At 42.6% G+C, this 12,273-nt stretch carries 11 protein-coding genes; 8 read left to right on the forward strand and 3 right to left on the reverse strand.

The window, feature by feature from the left end:
- Positions 1–12: 12 nt before the first annotated feature.
- The gene (locus DWW81_RS04050) at positions 13–1,455 is read right to left on the reverse strand and encodes a helix-turn-helix transcriptional regulator (RefSeq protein WP_117896789.1); all 1,443 of its coding nucleotides are present in this window, start codon (positions 1,453–1,455) and stop codon (positions 13–15) included.
- A gap of 176 nt (positions 1,456–1,631) precedes the next feature.
- On the opposite strand from DWW81_RS04050, the gene DWW81_RS04055 reads away from it, so the two are divergent.
- On the forward strand, positions 1,632–2,621 hold the full coding sequence (locus DWW81_RS04055) for a 2-hydroxyacid dehydrogenase (RefSeq protein ID WP_117896790.1): 990 nt from the start codon (positions 1,632–1,634) through the stop codon (positions 2,619–2,621).
- 97 nt (positions 2,622–2,718) lie between these two features.
- On the opposite strand, the gene gdhA is transcribed toward DWW81_RS04055, so the two are convergent.
- The gene (gene gdhA, locus DWW81_RS04060; protein WP_117896791.1) at positions 2,719–4,071 is read right to left on the reverse strand and encodes an NADP-specific glutamate dehydrogenase; all 1,353 of its coding nucleotides are present in this window, start codon (positions 4,069–4,071) and stop codon (positions 2,719–2,721) included.
- 409 nt (positions 4,072–4,480) lie between these two features.
- Here gdhA and nth point away from each other — a divergent pair, with 409 nt between their 5' ends.
- The 5 genes from nth to DWW81_RS13095 all read left to right on the forward strand — a co-directional run bounded on the left by nth (position 4,481) and on the right by DWW81_RS13095 (position 6,990).
- Entirely contained in the window at positions 4,481–5,107 is a 627-nt protein-coding gene (nth, locus tag DWW81_RS04065; RefSeq protein WP_117857484.1) for an endonuclease III, read from the forward strand.
- A 66-nt stretch (positions 5,108–5,173) separates the two neighbouring features.
- Positions 5,174–5,710: a DUF5662 family protein gene (locus tag DWW81_RS04070; RefSeq protein WP_038670656.1), complete on the forward strand. Its 537-nt coding sequence runs from the start codon at positions 5,174–5,176 to the stop codon at positions 5,708–5,710.
- A gap of 11 nt (positions 5,711–5,721) precedes the next feature.
- Complete coding sequence (locus tag DWW81_RS04075; protein ID WP_038670658.1) at positions 5,722–5,925, forward strand: hypothetical protein; 204 nt, start codon at positions 5,722–5,724, stop codon at positions 5,923–5,925.
- A 350-nt stretch (positions 5,926–6,275) separates the two neighbouring features.
- Positions 6,276–6,551 (forward strand): HU family DNA-binding protein, encoded by a 276-nt coding sequence (locus DWW81_RS04080; protein WP_022286828.1) that lies wholly within the window; start codon positions 6,276–6,278, stop codon positions 6,549–6,551.
- A 31-nt stretch (positions 6,552–6,582) separates the two neighbouring features.
- Positions 6,583–6,990, forward strand: coding sequence for a DUF6465 family protein (locus DWW81_RS13095; RefSeq protein ID WP_046440964.1), 408 nt, complete (start codon positions 6,583–6,585; stop codon positions 6,988–6,990).
- A 178-nt stretch (positions 6,991–7,168) separates the two neighbouring features.
- On the opposite strand, the gene DWW81_RS04085 is transcribed toward DWW81_RS13095, so the two are convergent.
- Complete coding sequence (locus tag DWW81_RS04085) at positions 7,169–7,723, reverse strand: SH3 domain-containing protein (RefSeq protein ID WP_046440966.1); 555 nt, start codon at positions 7,721–7,723, stop codon at positions 7,169–7,171.
- A gap of 344 nt (positions 7,724–8,067) precedes the next feature.
- Here DWW81_RS04085 and DWW81_RS04090 point away from each other — a divergent pair, with 344 nt between their 5' ends.
- Entirely contained in the window at positions 8,068–9,267 is a 1,200-nt protein-coding gene (locus DWW81_RS04090) for a 6-phosphofructokinase (protein ID WP_117896792.1), read from the forward strand.
- A 362-nt stretch (positions 9,268–9,629) separates the two neighbouring features.
- Complete coding sequence (locus tag DWW81_RS04095; RefSeq protein WP_022286824.1) at positions 9,630–12,257, forward strand: valine--tRNA ligase; 2,628 nt, start codon at positions 9,630–9,632, stop codon at positions 12,255–12,257.
- Positions 12,258–12,273 lie beyond the last annotated feature (16 nt).

The raw sequence follows: 12,273 nt of genomic DNA on the forward strand, positions 1-12,273 counted from the left end.
GTCGCCCATTTTTTACAAATAAGACCTGAGTATCTCGATAGTTTCTTCATGTGAGCAAACAGCGTCAGAATCTATAAAGTGCTGAAAATAATCCCAGAAAGCCTGAACAAGGCTCGTTTCGCTTATCTTCAAATAAGAAAAATCAGAGAAGCAGTTGTTTCTGGCAACGATGTTAAGACTTGTGTTGTCAGAAATGTTGATACAAAGATTTTTCGACACTGCAAAATAGTCGTCCTTTATTATCCTGTAGTCTGCCATGCCGTTTTCACAAAGCGATATCATTATCTGTAGCATTATCTTGCGTTCTGCAAGAGTGGGAAAAGTATATGAATTTCTCGGAAGCTCAAAGATCTCTCCCGTCGTCATAAACTCTGCAAGACCCTTTTCACTGAACAGATTTACAAATTTGTGTTCAGAAAGAGCCTTTTTGCCCATGGTGAGCTTTGCTTTTACAAATTTCTTTGCGTCAGCTGGCAAAAGTGCATGGGCGTTGTATATATCCTCTGTAAGACAAAGCATGGTGCATGGCTGAAAATCCACGCCGATGAAATTTGCGTTGTCATCGTACCAAAAGTAAACATATTCCAGAATATTCACAGCGTGGTCGAGAAGCTTTGCACATTTTGTCTTGAACTTTTCAAACTGCCGCATATAAAATTCTACCATAGGTTTAGATCTGTATATAACGCCCTCGCAATAATCGCTGTCTGTTCTGATCAGAAAATTATTCGTTATCATTATGTTTGGCATGATGTTCGTGGAGTTGAAATATGCCGACGCACCCTCATAATAATAAAAAGCCTCATATTTTTCATGCTTTTGCGCAAGGTGACATATGAACGGAAAAATATCCAGATTGTATTTTGCGGTGTTTTTTTCGTATGAGGTGTTGTCAAAGAAGAACAGATGGTTTATGGTAGACTCGCTGCCTTCTGCGGCAATGGACAGCAGATTGGTAAGAAACTCTGTTGGCTGAGCGATGACCTGAATGTCAGAACCATTATGAACATCGCTGCATATAAGCACCTGCAGGTTTTTTCTAAGCTCACGTTTGTCGGTGTAGATTGATATCTCAGGCACAGTGTCAATATCAACTTCTGTCTTGAAAGTCAGAGCGTCAGGCTCTTCCATGTTTGTGTTTGCCATATCGTGTATTATCTTTGACACCTGCTTACGGCGATTGTAGACATCTTCCCCCATTTCAGAAATGTTATAAAGCTCCATGAGCCTGCTTTTATCCTCTGTGGAAAGCATGAGCTGCAAGCTTATATTTTCTACAAAATCTACGCTTGGCACTTTCCTTTCCCCTTTGAGTATCTTATGAAGATATGTTCTGTCGATACCACATTTTTCGGCAAGGGCTTTTATAGTAATATCTTTTTTCTTTATGTATTCTTTGAGAAGTTCCGAAAATTGTGACATTGGCATCATATCCTTTCTGTAGAAAACAGGCATTTAAAGTATATTTAAAGTATATTTTTACATACCGATACCTATATTATATCCTATTTACGCACAATTGTCAACCTTTGATAATTTTATCTTATTAAGGCAAAAACCGTATATTTTTATAAACAGCTGCAAAAAATACAAGCGTAAAATGAAATACTTTAAAATTTGGAGGAGTTTTTATGAAAATAATATTCTATGACGCAAAGCAGTATGATATAGATTCATTTGAAAAGCAGCGAAAAAACTATCCCGATATAGAAAGCGTTTACCTTGAAGCCGATTTGACGGAAGACACAGCAAGGCTTGCCGAGGGCTGTGATGGAGTGTGCGCCTTTGTAAGCTCAACGATAACAGGCTCAGTGCTTAGACGGCTCCATGAACACGGTGTAAAGCTTCTTCTTATGAGATGTGCAGGCTATAATAATGTTGATATAAAAGCCGCCGATAAATACGGCATAACAGTGCTTAGAGTGCCTGGGTATTCTCCGGAAGCCGTGGCAGAACACGCCATGGCGCTTGCGCTTGCAGTAACAAGAAGAATACACAAGGGCTATATAAAGGTAAGAGAGAACAATTTCAGCCTGAATGGTCTTATGGGACTTGATTTCCATGGCAAGACTGCTGGTATAATAGGCACAGGCAGGATAGGTGCGGCAATGTGCAGGATATGCCACGGCTTTGGTATGCGTGTTATAGCTTATGACGTTTATCAGAACCCTGACCTTGACTTCGTGAAGTATTATCCCCTTAGCGAAGTCCTGAGAGAAAGCGACCTTATCTCGCTCCATTGCCCCCTGACAGAATCAAGCTATCATCTTATCAATACTGAAACTATCTCCCTTATGAAAGAGAATGTTGTTTTCGTAAATACCTCCCGAGGTGCGCTTGTGAATACCGAAGACCTTATAAAAGGTATCAGAAGCAGAAAATTCCACGGAGTGGGTCTTGATGTTTATGAGGAAGAAACAGAGAACGTCTTTGAAAACCGACAGGAGGATATCCTAGAAAGCTCCGTGACCGCAAGGCTTCTGTCTTTTCCTAACGTTATCGTCACCTCTCATCAGGGCTTTTTCACCGAAGAAGCCCTAGCCGCCATAAGCCGCACAACGCTTGAGAATGCTTGTGCTTTTGAGCGTGGCAGGATAATAAAAGAAAATCAGGTGAAATAGACCCGCGGGAACATTCCATGCGTCTTTGAAATATAACAAAAAAACGGACGGCATAAAAACCGTCCGTTTTGTATATAGCTTTGATATTACGCTCTTATTAGTAAGCGATACCCTGCCACTTCATAGCGTCAGCGACCTTCAGGAAGCCTGCGATGTTAGCACCTGCAACGAGGTTGCCTTCAAGACCGTACTCCTTAGCTGCATTGTATGAGTTGTGGAAGATGTTTGTCATGATGTTCTTGAGCTTAGCGTCAACTTCCTCGAATGTCCAAGAAAGTCTCTCGCTGTTCTGTGACATCTCAAGAGCTGATGTAGCAACACCGCCTGCGTTAGCAGCCTTTGCTGGTCCAAAGAGAACGCCTGCATTCTGGAATACAGCGATAGCCTCTGGAGTTGAAGGCATATTAGCACCCTCAGCAACAGCAAATACACCGTTAGCTACGAGAGCCTTAGCTGACTCTTCGTTGATCTCGTTCTGTGTAGCGCATGGGAGAGCGATGTCGCACTTGATAGTCCAAATGCCGCTGCAGCCCTCGTGGTACTCAGCACCCTGTACTCTGTTTACATACTCCTTGATTCTGCCTCTCTCAACTTCCTTGATCTGCTTAACAACATCGAGATTGATGCCGTTTGGATCGTATACATAACCGTTAGAGTCAGAAAGTGCAACTACCTTGCCACCCAGCTCTGTAGCCTTCTGTGTAGCGTAGATAGCAACGTTACCAGAACCGGAGATAACAACTGTCTTGCCTGCAAATGTTTCGTTCTTCATGCACTTGATCATCTCAGATGTGTAGTAGCAAAGACCATAACCAGTAGCCTCTGTTCTTGCAAGTGATCCGCCGTATGAAAGACCCTTACCTGTAAGAACGCCTGTGAACTCGTTTCTGATTCTCTTGTACTGACCGAACATATAGCCGATCTCTCTTGCACCTGTACCGATATCGCCGGCAGGAACGTCTGTGTCAGCACCGATATGCTTGCAAAGCTCTGTCATGAAGCTCTGGCAGAATCTCATAACTTCTCCGTCAGACTTGCCCTTAGGATCGAAGTCTGAACCACCCTTACCGCCGCCGATAGGAAGACCTGTAAGGCTGTTCTTGAAGATCTGCTCGAAGCCGAGGAACTTGATTACTGATGCACATACTGAAGGGTGAAGTCTGATACCGCCCTTGTATGGTCCTATAGCAGAGTTGAACTGAACTCTGAAACCTCTGTTTACCTGTACCTTGCCATTGTCATCTACCCAAGGAACACGGAAAATGATCTGTCTTTCTGGCTCAACTATTCTGTCGATTATACCTGCCTCAACAAGGTCAGGTCTTTTTTCTACAACAGGAATGAGGCTTTCCAGTACCTCATATACTGCCTGGAGGAATTCCTTTTCGCCGGGATTTCTCTTCTCAACCTTCTCATAAACGCTTTCAAGATACGCATTGTTCAAAGCCATTATTAAAACTCCCATCTTATAAATTATAATTTGTGCACGGCTTTTTTACTCATTCCGCACATCACCTACTTATTATAGCACACTATTTTGCAATTTGCAAGTAGTAAAATGCAAAATTTCATAATTTTATTGAAATTGTATAAAAATCATAGGCTTTTTTTGAAATGTGAAGTAAAATCACGATTATAAATTCATAATTCGTGTAAAATTTCCGTGAAATGTCGACAAATCATTGCACTGTGACCAAAGCTGTTTCAGCCCGCAAAAATGACAAAACGCATTTTTATGCCGGTATAACGCACAAACCCACTGGAATATCGTCCCTGATATGAAATTTTGGTTGACGAATCCTGCAAAAAAGTGTACAATATAAAGTAATAAAGCACTTATAAACAAAGGAGCAGTACCGATGACAAAGAAAGAACGTGCACAAATGATAGTGGAAAGGCTGGAGCAGGTCTACCCCGAGGGTATATGCTCCCTTGACTATAAAAAGCCCCACGAGCTTATGATAGCAGGCAGGCTTTCTGCACAGTGTACAGACGCAAGGGTGAATATCGTCACGAAAGAGCTTTTTGCAAAATATAAGACCATTGAGGATTTTGCTAACGCAGATGTTGCTGATATCGAGGAGATAATACGCCCCTGCGGTCTGTATAAAACAAAAGCTCGCTCTATCGTAGCAATGTGCAGACAGATAATGGATAACTTTGGCGGTGAGATACCTGATACCATAGAAAAGCTCACTACCCTTGCAGGCATAGGCAGAAAGACGGCAAATCTTGTTATGGGAGATGTTTTTCATAAGCCTGCGGTGGTAACTGATACCCACTGTATAAGGATATGCGGCAGACTTGGGCTTACAAAAAATAAAGAGCCTGCAAAGGTGGAAGAGGATCTGAGAAAGATACTTCCCCCTGAGAGATCCTCTGATTTCTGTCACCGCCTTGTGCTGTTCGGACGTGAATACTGCAAGGCAAGGGGAGAACGCTGTAGCGAGTGTCCCCTGCTTGATATCTGCGGCAGCAGAAAATGACCGCAGGCTGTTGAAATAATAAAGCAAAAGTAGTATAATAAGGTCACAAGATGAAATGCAGAGGAGATGAGCGTTTTGATAAAGGCATGGGAGCATTTCAAGACCATTACAAGACATCGCCACGGAGTGATAAAAAACTGCTATAAGGCAGGCATTTTGTGGCAGGGTCTGAGGCATGACCTTTCAAAATATTCCCCGGAGGAGTTTCTCAAGGGCTGTAAATATTATCAAGGCACACGTTCGCCCCATGAAGCAGAGCGTGAAGAATACGGATTTTCTTACGGCTGGATGCACCACAAGGGAAGAAATAAGCATCACTTTGAATATTGGACGGACTATGACCTGCGGACTAAGTTGATGACCCCTGTGAAAATGCCCCTTAAATATGTGAAAGAAATGTTCTGCGACAGAGTTGCCGCAAGCAAGATATATATGAAAGACAAATACGACGACGGTGCACCCCTTGCGTACTTTTTAAGAGCAAAAAAGACAAGAGCCATCCACCCTGAAACATCAGATCTTTTGGAGAAGCTGCTCACAATGCTTCGTGATAAAGGCGAGGACTACACTTTCGCTTATATAAGACGTTTGAAAAAATATTAGGGGGAATTTCCGTGGGAATTTTCAAAAAGAAAACTGTCAAGCCCGTCCCTGAGGAGTGCAGGGGAATGGAGATAAAAATAATGTCAAGCACCTGCACAGGCGAGAAAACTATCGGCTTTTATAACCGCAACACTCGTGAGATAATGTATCCCGAGCTTGTGAAAAGCGACAGCGATGTTGAGGCTTTTTATGAAAAATACGGATTGAAAAAATGAATTATGTTGCATGAGAGAATATATAAAAGAATGTAAATATTTAATGAACTTTAAAATGAAATATATGTAAGAATATTTTGTGGGTGATTTTTACAGAGCACGAAAAATAGGCGTTTATAAAAAAATAATGACGCTGACCGAAAGTTAATTATGGCTAAATTATAAATACTATTTCCAACGTGTGAATAAGTACAAAAATCAAGCGGTGACTATGCCTCTTTTTTATGTAAAGCTACAAAGATTGCAAGAAAGCACGCAAAATCGGGCAAATTAATTGACAATAGGGGTCAAATACGTTATAATAACAGCATAAAAACAATGTAAAAAATTATAACGGAGGTAGATTCAAAATGACAAAAAATGATCTGATATCCGCAATAGCAGAAAAGGGCGGCTATTCTAAAAAGGAAGCAGAGCAGGCACTTGCGGCTGTAACAGAAACTATCACAGAGGCACTTGTAAAGGGCGAAAAGGTATCTATCGTAGGTTTTGGTGCATTTGAGGTAAGAGATCGTGCAGCTAAGGATTCTATCAATCCTGCAACAAAGAAGCCTATCCATGTTCCTGCAAAGAAAGTTCCTGCATTCAAGGCAGGCAAGGCTCTTAAAGAGGCTGTGGATAAGTAATTAGTAACACTTTTAAAGGAGAGGTTTTACAATGGCTGAAAAGAAGATCACCGCTGACAAGAAGGCAGAAGAAGCTGTAAAGGAAGTCAAGGCTGAGGTAAAGTCTGCCGCTGAAAAGACAGGCGCAGCAGTAAAGGAAACAGCAAAGAAAGCTGTCAAGACGGCAGAAAAGGCAGTAAAGACCGCAGCAAAGGCAACAAAGGCAAAGAAGGAAACTGTAAAGAAAGCAGTTGAGGCTGAGATAAAGGACGAGGTATTCGTTCAGTTCGCAGGCGTAGAGATAAATGTTGAAGCTGTAGTGGCTGCTGCAAAGGCTGACTACAAGGCAAAGGGTCACAGAACACCAAAGACAGTTTCAGTATACATCAAGCCTGAAGAGGGCGTTGCTTACTACACTGTAAAGGGTGTAGGCTCAGAGGACTATAAGGTAGAACTCTAATTGTAACATTTGTGTGTAGGGGCGAACAGCGTTCGCCCGCTATTTAACACGTTCTATCTGTATGATAAGCTACATCAAGCGGAGGACAACACCTCCGCTTTTTTTGCATATATAAACAGAAAGTGCAGCATATTTCCATGCTGCACTTTCTGCGTTATTTAAGAAATCGTAAAACACATTACTGTGGTGGTGTCGAGAAGAATGTCTGCCATGCGTAGCCCTTTGTGCCATTATATTCAACATAATACCAGCCGTTTTCGTTGCGGTAGTATTTGCAGGTCGCACCCGATGGGATAGTGAGAAGATTTTCACTGCTCGATGTAGGCTGTGGGTGGAGATAAACTGCACTTATGCACTGGATATCACCAACAGCGTCACCGTTGTCATCCTTATCACCGTCATATGGATCTTCGTCAGGCTCAGTGGTCTTTTTGGACTTTTTAGATGTTTCCTGTGGCTTTTCTGAAGTTGTGGTGGTCTTTGGCGGAATGTATTCCGTAGAAGTTATCGTACCGGTCTTTTTCGGAGTGGTGTTGGTGTTCACAAAAAGAGTTTTTGCAAATATCATTATTACTATGGCTACCACAAGTACAGTCAGCAGTATCGCTATTATTCCCTTTACAGTAGGAGTGAGCCAAGTGGAGCTTTCCTGCTGCTGAGGTCTGTTCTGACCCTGCGGTCTGCGATTCTGTTCAGGACGATAGTAGCCTTTATTGTTTCTGTTGTCAGGCATTATTTATATTCTTCCTTTCGGTTCATTGACTAAAGTTCGACACATTTCGTGTCCACATCTTTAATTATACAGAATATAAGCTGTTCTGTCAATTAAAATTCGGTTACGATTTACATTTACTTTATAACAATATGGTGTAAAACGGGAGGCGTTTTTATGTAACAGATGTGAAAATTATCAAAGTGGATAGATATAACGTTTTCTTGAAGGCTTGTTTTGTTACAAAGGGAAAAAATATGTTAATAAATTTTCATAACCCTTTTATTTGTATATATAATATGCTATAATAATAACAAATATGAGAATTTTAATATTCTCAGTATGCTGTAAGGAGATTGATGATAATGAATATTGCCGTTGCACAATCAGGAGGACCTACCTGCGCTATCAACGCTTCATTGGTGGGAGTTTTCAAACAGGCTGTGAAAACACCACAGATAGACGCCGTTTTCGGTTCGCTCAATGGTATCGAGGGTATCATAAACGACCAGCTCATAGATCTTAAGCTTGTTATAAAAACAAACGAGGATATGGAGCTTCTAAGACAGACCCCGTCAACAGTTCTCGGCTCATGCCGTTATAAACTTCCTGATGTTGAGGAGGGCGGTGAAACATATGAGCGTATCTTGAATTGCCTTGAAAAGCATAGGATAGAAGCTTTCTTTTATATCGGAGGAAACGATTCTATGGATACCGTGGCAAAGCTTTCCGATTATCTTGCGGCAAGAAATTCAAAGATAAGAGTTATAGGCATACCAAAGACCATAGATAACGACCTGCCTGTAACAGACCATACACCAGGCTTCGGCTCTGCCGCAAAGTATGTTGCCGCAACGGTTCAGGAGATAATCCGTGACAGCTCGGTTTATTCTATCGAGTCCGTCACTATCGTTGAGATAATGGGCAGACACGCTGGCTGGCTCACAGCTTCCACCTGCGTTCTCAGAGCAAATGACGAGATAGCCCCTCACCTTATCTATCTCCCTGAAAATAACTTCACCGCCGAAAAGTTCCTGGAGGACGTAAGAAATCAAATGGCAAAGCATAAAGCCGTTATCATCGCTGTTTCAGAGGGCGTAAAGCTTAAGGGTGAGGAAAATAAGCCGAGAGTTGTGGATAATTTCGGCCATGAGTATCTCTCAGGCATAGGAAAGACCCTTGAACAGCTCGTTAAAGAGAATATCGGCTGTAAAGTCCGTTCTATCGAGCTTAATGTTATGCAGAGATGTTCTTCTCATATCTGTTCAAAGACGGATATAGACGAAGCCGAGGAGATAGGCTCAGCAGGCGTAAGAGCGGCTCTTGCAGGTAAAACAGGTAAAATGATGATATTCAAGCGTATCAGCGACGTGCCTTATGTTGTGACCGTTGACAGCGTTGACGCCCATGATGCTGCAAATAAAGAAAAATTCTTCCCTGCCCAGTGGTTAAGCGAGGACGGCAATGACGTAAAACCGGAAGCCGTAAGATACTTCCTGCCCCTTATCCAAGGCGAGGTAAAAATAGCAATGAAAAACGGTATGCCCGTTCATTTCAAGCTGTAAGCGTAAATTCGTTTTTATGCAAGTTGTAGGGGACGGCGTCCTCGACGTCCCGCTTGTTTAAGTCTTTTTCAACACTCTCAGCAGAGCAGTTTCAAGCTGTTCTGCTTTTTTCGTTCCATACCGTCATCAGCCCTTGACAATTCGGTGCAAAAGTGAGATAATATTATAATAGGTGCAGTAATGCCATATCATGCGGAAAGGAAAGAATATAATGTGTGATCTCAAATTCAGCTTTCAAATGAAATTCACAGTTCCGTTTCGCAGACAGCCTAAGACACGAGTCTGACGGCAAAAAGGCAATACCTCTTGGTCTTGCCACGATACTGTGATAGAAAAATATTTGCGAAAGGAATTGTTTTATAATGAAAAAAGAGCTTTCAAAGCTTTATGAGCCTAATAAGGTAGAAGATAAGATCTACAAATATTGGCTTGACGGCGGATTTTTCCACGCTGAGCCTGATTCCAAGAAAGAGCCATACTGTATAGTTATCCCACCACCGAACATCACAGGACAGCTCCATATGGGTCATGCCCTTGATGAAACTTTGCAGGATATACTTATCCGCTGGAAGAGAATGAGCGGATATGCCGCAGAGTGGATACCTGGTACAGACCACGCTTCTATCGCAACAGAAGCAAAGATAGTTGAAGCTATGCGTAAAGAGGGTCTTACAAAGGACGATATCGGCAGAGACGGTTTCCTTGAAAGAGCATGGGATTGGAAAAAGAAATACGGCGGCAGAATAGTTGAGCAGCTCAAAAAGCTTGGCTCTTCCTGCGATTGGGACAGAGAGCGTTTCACAATGGACGAGGGCTGTTCAAAGGCTGTAAAGGAAGTTTTCATAAACTACTATAATAAAGGGCTTATCTATAGAGGCGAAAGAATAATCAACTGGTGCCCGCATTGCCGTACATCTATCTCAAACGCAGAGGTTGAGTATGAAGATCAGGCTGGTCACTTCTGGCATCTGAAATATCCTCTTACAGACGGAAGCGGATATGTAGAGCTTGCTACAACACGTCCTGAAACGCTCCTGGGCGATACAGCCGTTGCAGTAAATCCAAAGGACGAAAGATATAAGGATATCGTAGGTAAGACACTCACACTGCCGCTTGTTGGCAGAGAGATACCTGTTGTTGCCGACAGCTATGTTGATATGGAGTTCGGTACAGGCGTCGTAAAGATAACCCCAGCCCATGACCCTAACGACTTTGAAGTCGGTAAAAGACATAACCTGCCTGTTATCAACGTTCTTACTGAGGACGCAAAGATAGTTGACGATTATCCTGAGTATGCAGGCATGGATAGATACGAGGCAAGAAAGAAGATAGTTGAAGATCTTGAAAAGGGCGGCTTCCTTGCTTATGTTGAAGACCACGAGCATAACGTAGGTACTTGCTACCGCTGCGGAACAACTGTCGAGCCAAGAGTATCACTTCAGTGGTTCGTTAAAATGGACGAGCTTGCAAAGCCTGCAATAAAGGCTGTTGAGGACGGCTCTATCAAGTTTGTTCCTGAAAGATTTGAGAAGAACTACCTTAACTGGATGAACGATATCAGAGATTGGTGTATCTCACGTCAGCTTTGGTGGGGTCATCAGATACCGGCATTTTATTGCGACGACTGCGGTGAAACTGTGGTAACAAAGGAAGACCATGCTTGCTGTCCTAAGTGCGGCAAGGAAATGCGTCAGGACCCTGATACCCTCGATACATGGTTCTCATCAGCACTGTGGCCGTTCTCAACTCTCGGCTGGCCTGACAAGACAGAGGAGCTTGAGTATTTTTATCCAACAAACACTCTCGTAACAGGCTATGATATCATTCCTTTCTGGGTATCGAGAATGATAGTCGCAGGCATGGAGAACATGAAGCAGAAGCCTTTTGATACTGTTCTTATCCATGGTCTTGTCAGAGATTCACAGGGCAGAAAGATGTCAAAATCTCTCGGCAACGGTATCGACCCGCTTGTTATCATCGACCAGTACGGCGCAGATGCCCTGAGATTTATGCTCGCAACAGGCAACGCACCTGGAAACGATATGAGATTTATCGAGGATAAGGTAAAATCCTCAAGAAACTTTGCCAATAAGATATGGAACGCCGCAAGATTTATCATGATGAATCTTCCTGACGATTTCAAGGCTGATAAGCTCCCTGAAAACCTTAATGTTGAGGATAAGTGGGTAATATCAAAGTTCAATACTCTTGCAAAGGAAGTAAACGATAATCTTGATAAGTTCGAGCTTGGCGTAGCAGTTTCAAAGCTTTATGACTTTATCTGGGATATCTATTGCGATTGGTATATCGAGCTTACAAAGCCAAGAATAGCCGCAGGCGGTGAAACAGAGGCTACCGCACAGGCAGTTCTCGTGTGGGTAATGAAAGGAATGCTGAAAATGCTCCACCCATTCATGCCTTATATCACCGAGGAGATCTGGCAGGCTCTCGTAAATGACGGCACAGCTATCATGGTTCAGGATTACCCTGTATATGACGAAAAGCTTGAATTTGCCGATGAAGAAGCAACATTTGAGAAGATAATCGCAGGCATAAAGAGCATAAGAAACTGCCGTGGTGAAATGAACGTTCCGCCGTCTGTAAAGGCAAAGCTTTATATTGAAACTGCACAGCCAGAAGTATTCTCACAGGGCGTAATGTTCTTTGAAAGACTTGCTTCTGCATCTGAGGTCATCATCACAGATAAGTGTGAGGAAAAGGATTGCGCCGCCGCTGTTACAGACAGTGCAAGATTTTTCATTCCGCTTGCGGATATCATAGACGTTGACAAGGAGCTTGCACGTCTTGATAAAGACAGAAAGAATGCACAGAAGGATATAGACTTCCTTAGCAAGAAGCTCAGCAATCAGGGCTTCCTTGCAAAAGCCCCTGAACAGCTTATCGAAGCCGAAAAGGCAAAGCTTGCAAAGGCAGAGGAGAAGATGTCAAAGATAATGGAATCTATCTCCGCTCTGGAAGCAAGAAAGTAATATAAAAAAACCAATG

It is taken from the genome of Ruminococcus sp. AF17-1AC, assembly GCF_003461385.1.
In the GTDB taxonomy this organism is placed as follows: Bacteria; Bacillota; Clostridia; order Oscillospirales; family Ruminococcaceae; genus Hominimerdicola; species Hominimerdicola aceti.